Source organism: Streptomyces taklimakanensis, from assembly GCF_009709575.1.
GTDB lineage: Bacteria > Actinomycetota > Actinomycetes > Streptomycetales > Streptomycetaceae > Streptomyces > Streptomyces taklimakanensis.
This window is the reverse complement of sequence record NZ_WIXO01000001.1, coordinates 4649076-4667549: the sequence shown is the minus strand read 5'-3', so window position 1 is coordinate 4667549 and position 18474 is coordinate 4649076. Positions and strand designations below refer to the sequence as shown.

Annotated in this window: 8 protein-coding genes and 1 pseudogene; 5 read left to right on the top strand and 4 right to left on the bottom strand. The window is 73.3% G+C overall.

The annotated features are described in order from the left end of the window. The first annotated feature begins 98 nt into the window (after positions 1 to 98). Both F0L17_RS20595 and F0L17_RS20590 read left to right on the top strand, forming a co-directional pair. Positions 99 to 632, top strand: a complete 534-nt coding sequence (locus F0L17_RS20595; RefSeq protein ID WP_155072212.1) for a flavin reductase family protein — start codon at positions 99 to 101, stop codon at positions 630 to 632. Further along, positions 629 to 1150 carry a hypothetical protein gene (locus tag F0L17_RS20590; protein ID WP_155072211.1) on the top strand — a complete coding sequence of 174 codons (522 nt, stop codon included), beginning with the start codon at positions 629 to 631 and terminating at the stop codon, positions 1148 to 1150. Before F0L17_RS20595 ends, F0L17_RS20590 begins: the two co-directional genes overlap by 4 nt. Before the next feature lie 81 nt (positions 1151 to 1231). Here the strand turns inward: F0L17_RS20590 and F0L17_RS20585 are convergent, their stop codons facing one another. The 4 genes and pseudogenes from F0L17_RS20585 to F0L17_RS20570 all read right to left on the bottom strand — a co-directional run. Next, positions 1232 to 1846, bottom strand: coding sequence for a TetR/AcrR family transcriptional regulator (locus tag F0L17_RS20585; RefSeq protein WP_238420766.1), 615 nt, complete (start codon positions 1844 to 1846; stop codon positions 1232 to 1234). Positions 1847 to 1971: 125 nt separating this feature from the next. Further along, positions 1972 to 3408 (bottom strand): flavin monoamine oxidase family protein, encoded by a 1437-nt coding sequence (locus F0L17_RS20580; protein ID WP_155072210.1) that lies wholly within the window; start codon positions 3406 to 3408, stop codon positions 1972 to 1974. Between the two features lie 233 nt (positions 3409 to 3641). Beyond that, a complete protein-coding gene (locus F0L17_RS20575; RefSeq protein ID WP_155072209.1) occupies positions 3642 to 10211 on the bottom strand; it encodes a type I polyketide synthase in 6570 nt (2189 codons plus the stop codon). Between the two features lie 49 nt (positions 10212 to 10260). Next, positions 10261 to 15816 (bottom strand): annotated as a pseudogene (locus tag F0L17_RS20570) (beta-ketoacyl synthase N-terminal-like domain-containing protein); the annotation flags it as partial. 296 nt (positions 15817 to 16112) lie between these two features. Between F0L17_RS20570 and F0L17_RS20565 the strand changes: the two are divergent. The 3 genes from F0L17_RS20565 (at position 16113) to F0L17_RS20555 (ending at position 18326) form a co-directional block, all read left to right on the top strand. Further along, positions 16113 to 16490, top strand: a complete 378-nt coding sequence (locus tag F0L17_RS20565) for a YybH family protein (RefSeq protein WP_155072207.1) — start codon at positions 16113 to 16115, stop codon at positions 16488 to 16490. Positions 16491 to 16542: 52 nt separating this feature from the next. Then, positions 16543 to 16959 (top strand): YybH family protein, encoded by a 417-nt coding sequence (locus F0L17_RS20560; protein WP_155072206.1) that lies wholly within the window; start codon positions 16543 to 16545, stop codon positions 16957 to 16959. Positions 16960 to 17150: 191 nt separating this feature from the next. Beyond that, complete coding sequence (locus F0L17_RS20555) at positions 17151 to 18326, top strand: acyl-CoA dehydrogenase family protein (RefSeq protein WP_155072205.1); 1176 nt, start codon at positions 17151 to 17153, stop codon at positions 18324 to 18326. Positions 18327 to 18474 lie beyond the last annotated feature (148 nt).

Here is an 18474-nt window from a genome sequence, read left to right as displayed (position 1 = left end):
GGTTGCCGGCCGGCCCCGGCCACGCCACGAACACGACCGGACGGACGCGGTCTCTTGTGGGCCGGAGTCCGTTCCACCCACCGATGAAAGGTTCCCCCATGCAGTCCTTGTCCGCCCAGGAGACCGTCGACCAGGGCCTTGCCGAGCCGCTGCCGTTGCGTGAGGTGATGGCCCGCTTCGCGACCGGTGTGATCGTGCTGAGCGTAGGCGGCGAGCACATCCACGGCATGACCGCCAACGCCTTCAGCTCCGTCTCGCTGAATCCGCCCACCGTGCTGTGCTGCGTCGCGCACGACGCGGTCATGCACAAGGCCATCCGCTCCGCCGGACACTTCGGCGTGTCCGTGCTGGGGGCCGACCAGGAGGCGCTGGCCCGGTACTTCGCCGACAAGAAGCGACCGCTCGGACCGAAGCAGTTCGACGGTCTCGACTGGCATGCGGGCCCCGTCACCCGGGCTCCGCTGCTGCGCGGTGCGACCGCCTGGCTGGAGTGCGAGCTGGCCGACGCCCATGACTCCGGGGACCACGCCATCTTCATCGGCGACGTGGTCAACGCCGTGCGCGCCGACGAGGGGTCGGGGCTGGTGTTCTTCGGCGGAGGATTCCGCTCGATCGCCGCGGAGCGGTCATGACCGGGCCGACCGACGGGCAGGTGGGCGCCGACACGGTGGTGGGGCGCCTGTTCGTCGAGGCGTTGAACGCGGGGCTGGCCAGGGCGCGGATGGTGTCGGCGACCGGTGGCGGCCGCAGGGCCGGTCCGGTGGGCGAACCGCGGCCGCCCGCCGACCCGTTCGCGACTGCGGTGCTGGTGCTGTTCGACACGGCACTGCTGACGGCGCTCGACACCGGGGAACGCCGTGACGCGTCCCTGCTGGCGGGGCTGCGCTCCCGGGCGCGGCAGATCGTGACGACGGCGGTGGCCGCCGTCCGGCAGCCTGGCCGGGCCCGGACGCTGCCCCGACCGAGCGCGCAGGACGGTCTTGGTTCGGCGCACGAGACGCTGGTGCGCACCCTGTTGCTGGAGTGCGCGGCGCTGACCGTGTGCGAGAGGCAGCGCTTCCCGGCCGGCACGGTGCGCCCGGCCGACTTGGTGCGGGAGCTGGGCCGTACGCTGCGGACGGCCCGGCACCCCTCCCCCTGGACCGACTGACACCCCACGCGGGGGACACGGCCTCGTCGGCCGGTGCCGCGGTGGCACCGGCCGACGAGGCCGTTCCGCGGGACGGTTGTCCTAGCGGTAGGAAACGATCAGGCGGGACAGGTGCTGGCCCGCCACCTCCAGGGGCCGGCTGCTGCGGGAGACCTGGGCGGCCAGTTCCGCGCCCTCCAGCGTACTGATCACCGTGTGGGCGAGGTCGCGGGCGTCGCTCTCGCCGACACCGGATTCCAGGAGCCGGTCGAAGACGACACCGCGCCAGCGGGCGAAGGCGTCTGCCGCGGCCGCCTGGATGTCCGGCAGCCGGCCCACGGTGCCCAGAGCGGTGGTGGTGATCGGGCAGCCGTCGGCCCAGTCGGAGGCGCGCAGGCTCTCCGCCAAGTTCCGGGTGAGCACGATCACCGCCCTCGCCGGGTCGGGGTCGCTGACCAGTGCGGACCTCAGGAGTTCGACGAATTCCTGGTCCCCGCGACTGATGGCCGCGAGGGCCAGCTCCTGTTTGCCACCGGGGAAGAAGTGATAGACAGAGCCGAGCGTGGCCTGGGACTCCTGCGAGATCTGTTTGATGCCCGTGCCGTCGTAGCCCTGCCGTTGCATGAGCCGCGAAGCCGCGCGGATGATGCGTTCCCGCGTCGCGGGCACCGGCTCCTCGGCGGCTGCCGATCCACTCATACCGTCCGTTGGCTTCATCTTCACCCCGTCAATGATATCAGTAGAGCGTTCTTCTCAGCAGGAACGCGCGGGGAAGTGCCCCAGGGCATCCACCGGAGGCGGTCCGCCCGGCGGGGCCGCAAGCGGTGGCGCCGGGGCACGGCTCAGACGAGTTCGGCCACCTGCTGCGCCGCGTGCAGTCCCGTCTCCACCGCACCTTCGATGAAGGCGCCGTTCCAGCCGGAGGCGATGTCGGAGCCCGCGAAGACCAGACGGCCGTACGGCTGCTTGAGCGCGGGCAGCTGTCGCAGCAGTTGAGTCGGACGCCGCAGGCCCCAGCCGCCGCGGGAATAGCGGTCGGCGCCCCACTGCTGGGCGTAGTAGCTGACGATGGTGGCGCCCGGTATGTAGGTGCGCACGGCCGCCTGCACCGCCGCCTTGTCCGCCACGTCCAGGGACGAACCGGCGAAGCCGATCATGAGTCGGCCGCCACCGGACAGCTCCTGCTGCGGGATCATCAGCGGCAGGGGGGAGTCCTCGGTGCCCTGCGCGTACACCGCGTCCACGCTGCCGCTCAGCTGCATCCAGATCTTGGTCGACAGGGCGACGCCCACGCCCTCGGTGGTGGCGTCGATGTGGGCGCTGGGCAGCCCCGGGCTGAACCGGATGGTCTTCCACACGTTCACCGGCGTCGCCACCACCACGGCGCCGGCCTTGAGCACCTCGCCACTGACGAGCTGGACCTGGACACCGCTTGAGGTGTCGGCCACCGCGGTGACCGGTGAGGACAGCATGAGAGTGATACCGGGAGTGGCCAGCATGTTCTGCAGCAGCGCCGTCATGCCGGCGGCCGGCTTGTAGGCGGTCTGCTTCTCCCAACCCTCCATGGTCCAGCCGCCCAGGGCCCACCACTGGGCCATGGACGTCATGGCACGGAGACTGTTCTCGTTGCCGGTGTAGGCGGTGAAGTAGCCGGCGAGCCACTTCTTGTCCAGATCGGGCATCGACAGCTGGGCGATGCGGTCGGTGAAGGAGAGTTGGTCGATCCGCTCGAGCAGGTCCGCGCGGTACAGCGGGTCGGATGGGCGGGGGAAGTACTCCCGGGAGCCCTCGTAGAACTGCTCGAACAGGGTGCCCAGGTGCGCGTTGGCGTCCACCGGGTTCATCGCCTGGAAGCCGTTGGTGGCCGGCATGACGGAGGTGACGGGCACGACGTCACCGACATTGGTCAGCCCGTAGCGCCGCATCTCGGAGGCGACCAGATGGTGGTCAGGACTCACCCAGCCGCCGCCAAGCTCGATGCGCTGCCCGGCGAAGGTGTGGGTCCATACACGGCCGCCGATGCGGCTGCGGGCCTCCAGAACCGTCACCTTCAGCCCCTGCGCGGCCAGTTCCCGGGCGGCGGTGCCGCCGGCGTATCCGGCGCCTATCACGATCACGTCGGATGTGGAGCCGTCCGTCGCGTGGGCGGTGGAACCGGTGTAGGGCGTCACGCCGATCGCCCCGGCGAACGCGGTGGCGCCGGCCGCCTTGAGGAACAGACGGCGTCCCGGCGACGTGATGGTGCCGTGCCGAGGTGCGGAAACTGGTCGTGAACTCATCGGCGAACCTTCTTTTTTTTCATGGAACGACCGCTTATGGCGGAGCGGAACCTGGTTCGTTTCGGCCAGTTCCAGCTAACCGGATGGGTGGCCGAAACTGGTCACCACGCGGTAATTGGATGGTTTGACTCCGCCCTCGGTGGGAGCAGGCGGCTCCCCTCCGGTACGGCGGCGGGCGCGACGCAGCGGCCGGTGCCGCGGGGACACCGGCCGCTGCTGTGGTCCCGTGGGGGTCAGGGGGCCGGGAAGTGGCCGGTGTCGACGAAGTACCGCACGTACGTGGCGAAGAGTTCCTCGTCGACGGCCGGGCAGACGATGCCGCTGCCGGCCAGAGCGGCGTCGGTCTCGGTGGTGTCCATGGGCGGGTAGAACCGGTCCGTGTCTCCGGTCATCATCTCGAAGGCGTGCAGCAACGGCAGGATCGCGTTGCCTCGGTCCGCTTCGATCCGGGCGCGCCAGCTCTCCCGGTCCGTCTCCTCCAGGGTGTAGCCGAGCGCGCGCAGCCGGCGCACGCATTCGCGCAGGCTGACCGAGCTGGGGTTGAACAGGTGGAAGGTGCCGCCGGCGGACTGCGGGCGGAGCGACATGCGCAGAATCGCCGCGCTCACGTAGTCCACCGGCAACAGGTGGAAGCGTCCGCCGATATCCGCGGGCACCGTGCCCGCCTGGAGCAGGCCCTTCAGGCTCAGCCACACGAAGTCGCTGGTCTGGCAGGCCCCGTTGACCTGGTCACCGGAGACGACGTCCACCCGGTACACGGAAACCGGCAGACCGCGCGCGACCGCCTGGGCGATGAGCTGCTCCGCCACCCACTTGCTCTGCAGGTAGCCGCTGGGCAGCCGCTCGGCGGGGCCGGTCGGGTCGGTCACCCGCAGCGGTCGTCCGTCCGGGGCCGCGTCGGCGAACACGCCGACAGTGGACACGTGGTGAACGGGAACGCTGCGCCGGTGCGCGGCCAACCGCAGCACCTCCTCGGTGCCGCGCACATTGGCCGCCCGCAACGTCTCGTACGGATGCAGCCAGTGCACTTGGGCACCGTTGTGGTACACCACGTCGACTGTCGCGGCCAGCTCGTCGAAGATGTCCTCGGACAGGCCCAGCCGGGGCTGCGCGAGGTCGCCGACCACGACGGCGAGGCGTTCCGGCGCCACCTCGTCCCACACGCCGTACCGCTCCAGGTTCTGCCGCAGCCGCTCCCGGGCGGTGTCCTCGTCAACCGCCCGGACCAGGCAGTGCACGGTGGCCCGGGTGGTGCGCATCAGCTCGCGCAGCAGGAACGCACCGAGGAATCCGGTCGCCCCGGTCAGCAGCACCTGTTCCGGATCGGTGACGCAGCGGACCGTCTCGGCGGCCGGGCGCACGTCCTCGGCGAGGACCGCCTCCGCCGCGAAGTCCGGTGTGTGCCGCTCCTGTCGGGCCGCGGTTCCGTGTGCCGTCAGGGCGGCGCGCAGATAAGCGGCGAGCGCGGCGGGGGTGGGGTGGTCGAAGACCAGGGTGGCGGGCAGCCGCACACCGGCCAGTGCGCCGATCCGGTTGCGCAGCTCCACCGCGGTCAGCGAGTCGAACCCCAACTGCTGGAACGGTCGTTCCGCCGCGACGCCCTCGGTGCCGGGGTGCCCGAGCACGGCCGCGACCTCCGCTTTGACGGCCTCGGTGACGAGCCGCAGCTGCTCCTCGGGCGCGAGGTCCGCCAGCCGGGCCGCGAGCGGTTCGGCTGCCGGGGTGTCCCGGGCGGGGCGACGGAACGTGGCACGGACCAGCTCGCGGAACAGGGGCGGGACGTCCGCCTGATCCCGCATGGCCTGCGCCCGGGCGGATGCGGCTTGTTCGCGTACGGCGGCCAGGTCCAGCGGCGAGGCCACCAGAATCGGCCGGCCGGCGCCGAGGGCCGCGTCGAGGACGGCGGGACCGGTCGTCTCCGTCACCGGACGGAATCCGCTGCGGGCGATGCGCCGCAGGTCGGTCTCGCTCAGCCCGCCGGACATCCCGCCCTCCTGCTCCCACAGGCCCCACGCCACGGAGGTGGCGGGACGCCCCTGGGCGGCGCGCAGGTCGGCGAGGCCGTCCAGGAAGGAGTTGGCGGCCGCGTAGGTGGACTGACCGGGGCCGCCGACGACGCCCGCGACCGAGGAGAACAGCACGAACGCGGCCAGGTCGGCATCGGCGGTCAGCTCGTGCAGGTGCCAGGCCGCGTCGGCCTTCGGCCTCAGCACGTTCACCAGCCGCTGCCGGGTCTGGTCCCCGACCAGCCCGTCGTCGCGGACGCCGGCCAGGTGGACCACACCGGTGAGCGGGTGTTCCCGCGGAATGCCGGCGAGCAGTTCCGCCATGTCGTCCCGGTCGGCGACGTCACAGGCCGCGATGGTGACCTGGGCGCCGAGTTCCTTCAGCTCGGCAGCCAGCTCGCCCGCGCCGGGGGCCTGTTCACCGCGGCGGCTGACCAGCAGCAACTCCTGCACACCGTGCCGGCGGACCAGATGCCGGGCGAACAGCGCGCCCAACGCGCCGGTGCCACCGGTGACCAGTACCGTGCCCGTGCCGAACCGGGGCGGGGCTCCGGCCGGGGGGACCGGGACGGGCCGCAGCCGGGGCACGTACACCTGCCCCGCCCGTACCGCGGCCTGCGGCTCGCCGCAGGCCCACACCGTGCGCAGCAGGTCACCCGGTGCGTCGGTGCCGTCGCCGGTGTCGACCAGGAGGATCCGGCCCGGCGCCTCCGACTGCGCGGATCGCAGCAGACCCCACACTGCGGCGGCACCGGGATCGCAGGCGTCCTCGGGCCGTACACGGAACGCGTTCCGGGTCACGACGACCAGCGGGACCTCGGCCAGCCGCTCCTCGGCGAGGTACCGCTGCACCGCCTCCAGCACCTCACCCGTCGTACGGTGCACGTCCGTCATGTCCGCGGCGCGTGACGGCAGGTGCCACAGCACCAACGCGTCCCACGGGACCGCGCCCGTGGCGTCCGCCGCCCGCTCCGCGTCGGCGAACCGCGGCGCCTCGACCCCGGCGGGCGTCGTCTCGCCGAGCAGCGCCCACCGCGCCGGTCCCGCTGAGGACGCCGCGGTCAGGGGTGTCCAACCGATGTCGAACAGGCTGTCGGCGGGCCGGTCCGCCGCCTGCGCGACCTCCTCCGGGGCGGGTGTCCGCGTGGTGAGGGAGCCGACCTCTCCGACGGGCAGACCGGCCCGGTCCGCCAGCGCGAGGGCGGTCACCCTGTCGCCGTCCAGGGTGAGCCGTACCCGTACGGCCGTGGCACCGTGGGCCAGGAACCGTACGCCCTGCCAGCGGGTGACGGCCCGCGGCGCGGTCTCCTCGGCGCCCCGCGCGGCGGCGCACCCGGCGTGCACAACGGCGTCCAGCAACGCCGGATGCAGCACGTACCGCCCGGCCTCGGCCGCCGCCGAGGTGGGCAGCTCCAGCTCGGCGAAGACATCGTCCCCACGCCGCCACACGGTCGCGGCCGGCCGGCCGCCGTCCGCCCCCGGCAGCGCGGGCAGGAGGACGGCGGGCAGGGGCCGGGCACCGGTGGGGGGCCACGGGACGCTCTGGGTGAGGCCGTTGTCCGCTGCGGGAGCGGTGTGCGTGCCGACGGGGCTGTGCGAACCGGGAGCGGTGGGCGGCGCCCAGGACTCGCTGCCCAGGCGGCCCCGGGCGCAGCGGGTCCAGGGCACGTCGGTGCCGTCGGGCCGGGCGTGCACGGTCACCTCGCGGCCGTCGGGGCCTGCGGGGCCGACCCGGACCTGGAGCTGCAGGCCCGCGCCGTCCGGGAGCACCACCGGCGCCTCCGTCTCCAACTCGTGCAGGACGGTGCAGCCCACCTCGTCCCCGGCGCGGACCGCCAGCTCCAGAAGCACCGACGACGGCAGCACCGTCCGGCCGGCCACGGTGTGCCGCGCGGGCAGCGGCCGGACGTGCGGGGAGAGCCGACCGGCGAAGAGCACCTCGTCGCTGCCGGCCGGGTGCAGGGCGGCACCGAGCAACGGATGCCCGCCGGGACGCAGTCCCAGATCGGCCGCGTCCTGACCGACCTGGTCCTGCGGAGCCACCCAGTAGCGCTCGCGCTGGAAGGCGTACGTCGGCAGGGGCACGCGCCGCGCGCCGGTGCCGGCGAAGAACGTCTCCCAGTCCACCGCCACGCCCCGGTTGTGCAGCCGGGCCAGACCCGCCGTCAGGGTGTCCGCCTCGGCGTGTCCGGCACGGAGCAGGGGCACCGCGGTCAGGTCGTCGTCGGTCTGCGCGGCCAGCGGGGCGAGCACCGCGTCCGGGCCGATCTCGACGACGGTGGCGGTGCCCTGCGCCCGCAGCGCGCGCACCGCGTCGGCGTACCGTACGGTGCCGCGCAGTTGCGCCGTCCAGTAGTCGGCGCTGCGCAGGTCGTCGACGCGGGCGGGCTCGCCGGTGAGGGTGGAGACCACGGGGACGCGGGGTGCGTGGTACGTCAGCCCGGCGGCGACCCCGCGGAACTCGTCGAGGACGCCGTCCATGTGCGGGGAGTGGAAGGCGTGGCTGACGTCCAGGGCGCGGGTGCGCCGGCCGCGTGCCTCCAGTACGGCCCGTACCTCGGCTGCGGCGTCCGCGTCCCCGGCGATCACGACGGCCGACGGCGCGTTGACCGCGGCGAGCGCCAGATCCACACGTCCGGCGAGGAGCTCGGCGACCTCCGCCTCGTCGGCCTGTACCGCGACCATGACGCCACCACGCGGCGCGGACTGCATCAGCCGGGCCCGGGCCGCCACCAGCGTCGCCACGTCCGTGAGGTCGAGGACGCCGGCGACGTGGGCGGCGGCCAGCTCGCCGACGGAGTGTCCGGCGAGCAGCGCGGGCCGTAAACCGAAGGACTCCAGCAGCCGGTACAGGGCCACCTCGACCGCGAAGAGGGCCGGTTGGGCACGGACCGTGTCCGACAGGCCGTGGCCGGTGCGGATCACCGAGGCAACCGGTTCGTCGAAGTGTGGGTCCAGGGCGGCGGCCACCTCGTCGAAGGCCGCTGCGAACACGGGAAAGGAATCGTGCAGCTCCTGTCCCATGCCGACGCGCTGCGCTCCCTGCCCCGTGAACACGCAGGCGACCGCGCCGTGCCGGCGGGTGTCCCGCAAGATGTGCGGGTCCCGCTCGCCGGCGGCCAGCGCGGTCAGCCCGGCGACGAGGTCCGCGTGCGAGGAGCCGACGATCGCGGCCCGGTGGTCGTGGGCGGTGCGGGTGGTGGCGAGGGAGTGGGCGATGTCCAGGGCGCGGGCCGGATCGGTGACGCGGTCGGCGCCGGCGTGCGGGACGGGGTCCGGGCGGGTGGTCAGGTGGTCGAGCAGGCGCCGGGCCTGGGCGCGCAGCGCGGTTTCGGACGCGGCGGACAGCAGCCAGGGCACGGCCGACAGCGGGCGGACGGCGGGCGGATCGGCGGCGGGCGGATCGGCGGCGGGCGCCTCCTCCAGGATCACATGCGCGTTCGTGCCGCTCACCCCGAACGCGGACACGGCGGCGCGCCGGGGGTGCCCCGTGTCGGGCCAGTCGCGCGGTTCGGTCAGCAACCGTACGGCGCCGGAGCTCCAGTCGACCATCGGAGTGGGCCGGTCGACGTGCAGGGTGCGGGGCAGGACACCGTGCCGCATCGCCTCCACCATCTTGATCACACCGCCCACGCCCGCGGCGGCGACCGTGTGGCCGATGTTGGACTTGAGCGACCCGAGGTGCAGGGGCCGGCCGGCGGGCCGCGAGCGACCGTAGGTGTTCAGCAGGGCCTGCGCTTCGATCGGGTCGCCCAGCCGCGTGCCGGTGCCGTGGGCCTCGACCGCGTCCACCTCGGCCGGCTCCAGCCCCGCGTCGGACAGCGCCTGCCGGATGACCCTCTCCTGCGCCGGACCGCTGGGCGCCGTCAGACCGTTGCTCGCCCCGTCCTGGTTGACGGCCGAACCGCGCAGAACGGCCAGCACCGGATGGTTGTTGCGCCGAGCGTCGGAGAGACGCTCCAGAACCAGGACACCGACGCCCTCCGACCACGACGTGCCGTCGGCCGCCTCCGCGAACGACTTGATCCGCCCGTCCGGAGCCAACCCCCGCAACCGGGCGAAGTCGACGAACCCGCTCGGGGTGGCCGTCACCGTGGCGCCGCCCGCCAGCGCGAGAGCGCACTCGCCCGCGCGCAGGGAGCGTGCCGCCAGGTGCAGGGCGACCAGCGACGACGAGCAGGCGGTGTCCACCGACACGGCCGGCCCCTCGAACCCGAACGTGTAGGCCACCCGCCCCGACGCCACGCTGGACAGCCGCCCGGTGAGCAGATGGCCCTCCAGGTCTCGCGGGCCGTCCAGACCGAGGTAGCTCTGCTCGATCACGCCCGCGAAGACGCCGGTCGTGCTGCCCCGCAGCGTCGCCGGGTCGAGGCCCGCGTCCTCCAGTGCCTCCCAGGCCGTCTCCAGCAGCAGCCGCTGCTGCGGGTCCATGGCCTGCGCCTCCCGGGGCGAGATGCCGAAGAAGGTGGCGTCGAACAGAGCGGCGTCGTGCAGGAATCCGGCTTCCTTGGTGTAAGTGGTGCCGGGCCGGTCGGGGTCGGGGTCGTACAGGCGGTCCAGGTCCCACCCCCGATCACCGGGGAACGGCGAGATGCCGTCGGCCCCGTCGGCGACCAGCCGCCACAGGTCGGCCGGGGAGGCGACGCCGCCCGGGAAGCGGCAGGCCATTCCGACGATGGCGATCGGCTCGCGCTGTCCGTCCTCCAGCTCGGCGATACGCTGCCGGGCCTTGTGCAGGTCGGCGGTGACCCACTTGAGATAGTCGACGAGCTTCTCTTCGGTGGTCTCGTGGGACATGCGTGATCGATTCTCCTCGACGCGGGTGAGGGGTGGGCTCGGGCAGGTGTCAGGGGGTGGACCGGCCGAGCGCGGAGTCGATGAAGGAGAAGAGCTCGTCGGCCGAGGCCGCACCGATCGCCGCCTCGGTGTCCGCCCCGTCGGCCGGCCCGGACGGGGTGTGCCCCAGGGCGTTCGCCGGGGTGGGTTCGGGGGCGTACAGGGCGGCCGCGAGGGCCCGCAGCCGCTCGGCGATCTCCGCTCGCCGCGTCGCGTCCGCGGGAGGTGCGGCGAGCAGGGTTTCCAGCCGGTCCAGGCCGTCCCGGAGCTCCTGTGCGGGGGCGCCGCCGTCCACCGGAGCCAGTCGCTCGTCCAGCAGGGCGGCGAGCGCGGCCGGTGTCGGACAGTCGAAGACGGCGGTGGCGGGCAGTGGGGTGCCCGCGGCGGCGCTGAGCCGATTGCGCAGCTCGACCGCGGTCACCGAGTCGAATCCGAGCTCCTGGAACGGCCGCTCCGGCTCGACCGTGTCCACGGACGCGTATCCCAGGACCGCGGCGACCTCGGCGCGGACCAACTCCAGTATCCGGCGCTCCCGTTCCGCCGCCGGGAGTCCGGCGAGCCGTTCCGCAAACGGGGCGACGATGTTCGAAGCGGCCTGCGCCCGTGGCCGGACGGGTGCGGTCGCGGCCAGGGTGGCCAGCAGGCGGGGCGGGCCGCCCGCCCGGTCGGTGGGAGTGCTCGGCGGGCCGTCGGCCCTGTCGGCCGATGTGGGGGCGGAGTCACCGGCCGTCCCCGCCCCCTCGGCTTCGGCCGGGCCCAGAGCCACCGCGATCGGCGCCGGGGTGTCCGCGGCCAGCGCGCGGTCGAACAGGACCGGAGCGTCCGCCGACCGCAGCGACCGGAGCCCCGCGGGCCGGGCCTCAGCGGGCTCCCGGCCTCCTTCGCCGTCGTCGCTCTGCCGGGACTCCCAGGCGAAGGCGGTCGCCGGCCGGCCCTCGGCCCTGCGTCGCCTGGCCAGACCGTCCGCGAAGGCCGCGGCCGCAGCGGAGCCGGACCGACCCGGTCCGCCGAGCAGCCCGGCGGCGTCCGAGCAGACCACGAACGCCGCGAGGTCCGCGTCCTGCGTGGCCCGGTGCAGCACCCACGTACCGCCGACGGCCGCTCGCAGCGCCTCCTGCCAGGCCGGGGAGCCCTCGGATTGGACACCGGCGGCGGGAGTGCCCTCCGCGTGCACGACGCCGGTCAGCGGACGCGCGGCGGGGACGGACGCCAGCACGCCGGCGACGGCCGCCGGGTCGGCCACGTCGCACACGGCCACCGTCACCTCGGCACCCTGGCCGTCGAGTTCGGCCACCAGCGCGGTCATCGTCTCGGCCCGCCGTGCGTCCGGCGCGGTGAGCAGCAGCCGACCGGCCCCCTGACGGGCGGCCAGGTGCCGAGCGAGCGCGGCGCCGAGCGGCCCGGTGGCACCGGTGAGCAGCACCGTGCCCGCCGGGTCCCAGGCCGGTGCCGCGGGCGGCTCGGCGACCGACAGGCGCCGCAGGCGCGGTGTCAGAACCGTGCCGGCACGCAGGGCGGCCTCCGGCTCGCCGAGGGCCCACAGGGCGGAGAGCGTCGCTGCCGAGACCTCGCCGTCGGCGTCGATCAGCATGAGTCGTCCGGGCGCCTCGGCCTGCACCGACCGCAGCAGACCCCACAGCGCGGCCCGCCCCGGCTCGGGGGGCTCCGCCCCCGGCACGGCCACCGCACCGCGGGTGAGCACGGTCAACGGCCGCCCGGCGGACCGTTCGTCCGCCAGCCAGGCCCGCACCGTCCCCAGCAGGCGCGTCGCATGGGCCGCGACGTCCGCCGGATCCGGCGTTGGGCAGGGCAGGACCACGGCCTCCGTATCCGCCCCGCCGGACAGTGCGGCGTCCACATCCGGATACGGACCGGACAGCCCCGCGGGTGTGACAGCCGCGGCTCCGTCGTCCGCACCGGCGCGCAGTACCCCCCAGCTCATCGGCGACGCGCCGGCCTCCCCGTCCACCACCACGTGACCGGCCACGGTGGCGGCCGGCGTCCACTCCACGTCCACAAGCAGCCGGCCTCCGACGCCGGACACGGCGCGGAACTCCTCCGCCGGGACGTCGCGGAAACCGACCGAGTCCGCCGTGGCGACGAGCTGCCCGGCGGGATCGGTGAGCCGTACGGACACGGTGCCCGGCGCCCGCTCGGTGACGGCGGCGCGTACGACGGTGGCCCCGGCGGCGTGCAGCCGTACGCCGCGCCACTCGACCGGGACAGGCACGTGGTCCGGGACGGGCGGATGGACGAGGGAGTGCAGGGCGGCGTCGAGGAGGGCGGGATGAATGCCGTACCTCTCGGCGTCGTCGGCCTGCTCGTCGGGCAACCGGATCTCCGTCCCGCCGGATGGGTCTGCTCCGGTGCCCCGGGACGCGGCCGGGCCGTCCGGAGCGAGGACTCCCTCGGCGTGCAGGACCCACGGGGCGTCGTCCCCTCCGTAGGACGTCGCGGCCACCGGCCGGGAGTGGACGGTCAGGTCACGCCCGCCGTCCTGCCGCGAACGGCCCGCGCGGATCTGGATCTCCACCGTGCCGTCGGCCGACAGCACCAGCGGCGCCCGCAGGTGCAGCGCGTCGATGCCCGCGCAACCGGTCTCGTCGGCGATGCGCAGAGCGAGTTCGACGAGCGCGGAGGCGGCGACGACGTCCGTGCCGAGCACGGTGTGCCGCAGCAGCGAGGGAACCGTGCGCGCGGAGACCTGCCGCGTGAACAGCACCTCCCCGGACCCGGCGACGACGGTGGCCGGCCCCAGCAGCGGGTGTCCCGCGGCCGGCGGGGCGACGGCGTCGGTCACCGGTTCCAGCCAGTGGCGCTCCTGGTCGAAGGCGTACGTCGGCAGGTCCACCGTCCGGGCCCCGGTGCCGTCGAAGAGAGCGGCCCAGTCCACGGCGTCGCCCCGCACGAACACCTCGGCCAGGGCCGACAGCAGCGAGGAAGCCTCGGCCCGGTCGCGGCGCAGCGCGGCCACCGTCGTCCTCCCCTCGGGTTCGCGCAGGCAGCCGGCGGCCAGAGCGGCGCAGACATTGTCCGGGCCCACCTCCAGGAAGGCGGTGACACCCGCCGCCTCCATGGTGCGCACCGCGTCCAGGAAGCGGACGGGCCGCCGGATCTGCTCGACCCAGTACTCGGGCGACGACCACTGCCCCTCGGTGACGGCCTCTCCGGTGACCGTGGAGACGGCCGCGATGTGCGGCTCACGGTAGGTCAGCCCGGCGGCGACCCCGCGGAACTCGTCGAGGACGCCGTCCATGTGCGGGGAGTGGAAGGCGTGACTGACGGCCAGCCGGCTCGTGCGGTGCCCCGCCGCGCGCAGCCGTCCCGCCACTTCCTCGGCGGCTTCGCTGTCGCCGGCCAGGACCACCGAGCGCGGCCCGTTGACAGCGGCGACGGCCAGGTGGTGGGCGTGCCCGTCGAGCAGGGCGGCGACCTGTTCCTCCGCGGCCCGCACGACGATCATGGCGCCGCCGGGCGGGGCGCTCTGCATGAGCCGGCCCCGAGCGGCGACCAGTGCGGCGGCGTCCGTGAGGTCGAGGACGCCGGCGACGTGGGCGGCGGCCAGCTCGCCGACGGAGTGGCCGGCCAGGACGTCGGGTACGGCGCCGAGCGACTCCAGAAGGCGGTACAGGGCCACCTCGACGGCGAACAACGCGGGCTGGGTCACGGCCGTCTCGTCCAGACGGTGCCCGGTGCGCAGCGCCTCGCCGAGCGGCCGCTCCAGATGCGCGTCGAGCGCTGCGGCGACCTCGTCGAAGGCACGGGCGTAGGCCGGGAAAGCGTCGTACAGCTCCTGCCCCATGCCGACCCGCTGCGCACCCTGCCCGGTGAACAGCCAGGCCGTCCTCCCCCTGGCAGCGGCCTCCCCCCGCACCGTGCCGGGCGCGGTACGGCCCTCCGCCAGCGCTCGTGTGCCCTCGACCAGAGCGGCCGGGTCGGCAGCGACCACCACGGCCCGGTGACGGAAGACCGTGCGGGTGGTGGCGAGGGAGTGGGCGATGTCCAGGGCGCGGGCCGGATCGGTGACGCGGTCGGCGCCGGCGTGCGGGACGGGGTCCGGGCGGGTGGTCAGGTGGTCGAGCAGGCGCCGGGCCTGGGCGCGCAGCGCGGTTTCGGACGCGGCGGACAGCAGCCAGGGCACGGCCGACAGCGGGCGGACGGCGGGCGGATCGGCGGCGGGCGGATCGGCGGCGGGCGCCTCCTCCAGGATCACATGCGCGTTCGTGCCCCCGAAGCCGAAGGAGGACACGGCGGCGCGCCGGGGGTGCCCCGTGTCGGGCCAGTCGCGCGGTTCGGTCAGCAACCGTACGGCGCCGGAGCTCCAGTCGACCATCGGAGTGGGCCGGTCGACGTGCAGGGTGCGGGGCAGGACACCGTGCCGCATCGCCTCCACCATCTTGATCACACCGCCCACCCCGGAGGCCGCCTGCGCGTGGCCGATGTTGGACTTGAGCGACCCGAGGTACAGGGGCCGGCCGGCGGGCCGCGAGCGACCGTAGGTGTTCAGCAGGGCCTGCGCTTCGATCGGGTCGCCCAGCCGCGTGCCGGTGCCGTGGGCCTCGACCGCGTCCACCTCGGCCGGCTCCAGCCCCGCGTCGGACAGCGCCTGCCGGATGACCCTCTCCTGCGCCGGACCGCTGGGCGCCGTCAGACCGTTGCTCGCCCCGTCCTGGTTGACGGCCGAACCGCGCAGAACGGCCAGCACCGGATGGTTGTTGCGCCGAGCGTCGGAGAGACGCTCCAGAACCAGGACACCGACGCCCTCCGACCACGACGTGCCGTCGGCCGCCTCCGCGAACGACTTGATCCGCCCGTCCGGAGCCAACCCCCGCAACCGGGAGAACTCGGTGAACGCCACGGGCGTCGCCATCACCGTGGCGCCGCCCGCCAGCGCGAGAGCGCACTCACCCGCGCGCAGGGAGCGTGCCGCCAGGTGCAGGGCGACCAGCGACGACGAGCAGGCGGTGTCCACCGACACGGCCGGCCCCTCGAACCCGAACGTGTAGGCCACCCGCCCCGAGGCGATGCTGCCCGCACTGCCGCTGAACAGGTATCCCTCGGCGTTGCGGGCCGGCAGACCGGGGCGGGAGCCGTAGTCGTTGTACATGACGCCGGTGAACACGGCGGTGTGGCTGCCCCGCAGGCCTCGCGGGGTGATGCCCGCCCGTTCCAGTGCCTCCCAGGCCGTCTCCAGCAGCAACCGCTGCTGCGGGTCGGTGGTCAGCGCCTCCCGCGGCGACATGCCGAAGAACTGCGGATCGAAACGGTCGGCGTCGTGCAGGAACCCGCCTTCCCTGCTGTAGCTGGTCCCCAGCCGCTCCGGATCGGGGTCGTACAGGCGGTCCAGGTCCCAACCCCGATTGTCCGGGAACGGGGTCACGGCGTCGGCCCCGTCGGCGACCAGCCGCCACAGGTCGGCCGGGGAGGCGACGCCGCCCGGGAAGCGGCAGGCCATTCCGACGATGGCGATCGGCTCGCGCTGTCCGTCCTCCACCTCGCGCAACCGGTCACGTGCCTCACGGGCCTCCACGATGGCTCGCCTGAGGTAGTCGCGAAGTCTTTCCTCACCCGCCATGGTGCTCAGCTCCCGGTGTGAAGTGTGTGTGTTCCGATGCGACACAGACCGAGGCGGCTTCCGCGTTTTCGCCTTCCTCGTCCATGCAACAGCGAACTCCCGCAATCTCCGTCCTGGTCATCCAATCGCGCGCCGATCACCTTTCGGTAATCCGACAGAACACCGCTGCCCGTGGCCGGCGATTACCTGTCAGTGGGCGGCCGGTTGTCCCGCTTTCGTTACCGTCCCGACGGGATCCGTGAAATTGACCATGTCTGGGCACTTCGGGAGAGAAGGAAATGACGAACATGGCACGACTCACCAACGATGTCGAGAAGCACACCGCCCTGTACGTGGAGGCGTTCAACGCCGGCGACGTGGACGCGGTGAACGCGATGTACACCGAGGACGCGGTCGCGGTCTGGGAGCCCGGTGTGCCGCTGACCGGTCAGGCCCGCACCGACTCCGTTCGTGACTTCCTGTCCCGCGGGCCACGGATGACGGCGGTGCCGCGGCAGTCGTTCGTCACGGACGACACCGCCCTGCTGGTCGTCGACTGGACCATCGACACCACCGACGAAAAGGGCGACCCCGAGCACCTGGAAGGCGTCGGCCTCGACGTTCTGCGCCGCGGCGCGGACGGCAACTGGCGGTACGCCATCGACGACCCGTACGGCGAGAAGTGACCCGCACCGCCCGGCCCAAAGACCCCACGAGGCAACCCGAGGTTCTCCAACCATGACTTTCACCGTCGACATCGACTTCGACAAGCCCGACCTGACCGCCGACATCGACACGCAGAACGAGATCTTCCTGCAGGTCTTCAACTCCGGTGACGGCGAGCTGTTCGACCGGCTCTACCGCGCGGACTCCATCTCCAACTTCTCCGGCCGGCCGCTGACCGGCGCCGCCCGGCGGAAGTTCTTCAAGGAGTTCCTCGCCACCAAGCCCAAGCTCCAGGCCGAGGTCACCCACTCGTGGGTGGCCGGCGACGTCACCCTGATCGGGGTGCGCTTCACCATCGACGGCACCGACCAGGACGGCAGGCCGATGCACCTGGAGGGCACCTGCACGGACGTGCTGCGCCGGGGCGAGGACGGCCGGTGGCTGATGGCCATCGACCGTCCGGTCGCCGGGAGTCTGCTCCCCGAGTAACGCGGTGACCGCCCCCGCCGGCGACCCCCGGGCCCGCTCCCCCAGCGGCCCGGGGGTTCTTCGTGGCCCGGCCGGTGGACGCCCCGTTGCCGCGCGATGAGCGGCCGGTTCCGCGCCCCGCCTACGGTGAAGTCACCGCGAATGGGAGAAGTCAGGTCCGCGGAATCAGAGAACTCGCTATCGGAGGAAAAATGATCCGGCTCGGCGCGGAAGCACAGAATATCCTCGACGCGGTGCGGGACGCGGTTCCCGCCCTTCGTCGCAACGGGGTGGAAACTGAGCAAAGGCGCTGGATTGTCGACGAGAACATCGAGCTCCTGGAGAAGGCCGGCGTTTTCCGCATGGCGGTGCCCGAACGGTTCGGCGGACTCGACCTGCCGGTGGCCGAGCAGGCGGAGATCCTCGCCTCGATCTCCCGGGGCTGCGCCTCGACGGGCTGGGTGTCCATGGTGTGGGTCTCCAGCGCCTGGATCGCCAGCCTCTACCCCGACCGGGCCCAGAAGGAGGTCTTCGCGGACGGCTCGGTGCGGGTCTCCGGCGGTTTCACCCCGTCCGGCACGCTCACCCCCGTCGAGGACGGCTACCGACTCAACGGCAGCTGGCGGTTCAACACCGGTGTGCCCGGCGCCCAATGGAACGTCTACGCGGCGGTGGTCGAGCACGCCGACGGCCGGCACGAGGAGCTGTTCGCGCTGGTGCCGGCCGAGGACATCACCGTCGCCGACGACTGGGACGTCTTCGGCGCGGCGGGCACCGGCAGCGCCACCTCCACCGCGAAGGACGTCTTCGTCCCCACGCACCGCGTCGTCGACACCTCGGTGTACGACGCCTCCACCGGCGACCGCTGGAACGCCGAGGTCAAGGGACGCAACTACAACCTGCTCAGCTACATTCTGGCCACCTGCGCCCCTGTCTACCTGGGTGTCGCCCGCTCCGCGCTCGGTCTGTTCACCGAGCGGGCCGCCGGCAAGCCCATCACCTACACCAACTGGACCGATCAGCGCGAGCACCCCCACACCCAGATCACGGTGGGGCGCGTGGCGAGCCAGATCGCCGCCTGCGAGGCACTGTCCGAGAACTGGCTGCGCGTCATTCAGGAGCGCGCCGACCGCGGCCAGAAGATGACTGTCGAGGAGAAGGCGGCGGTCCGCGGTCAGGTCGGTTACGTGGTGGAGGCCACCAAGGCGGCCGTACAGATGCTGTACGACATCAGCTCCGCCTCCACCATCGTGCGCAGCAACCATTTCCAGCGTGCCTTCCGCGACATCGCGGCGTTGTCCCTGCACGGGCTGCTGGCCCCCACCGGCTCTCTGGAGGCGCACGGCCGTGTGCTGCTCGGCCTGGAACCAGGTACCGACTACATCTGAGCCGCCCCTCGACGGCAGGCCATGGGCACCTCTTTGCAAGCCCTTGGCCTGTTCGGCCTCGCTTACCACCGCGTCCCGTACTCGGTTTACGACTGACCGCGAGTACACGACCCGGTCCACTGGTTCCGCTTCCCCGCCGGTGATGTGC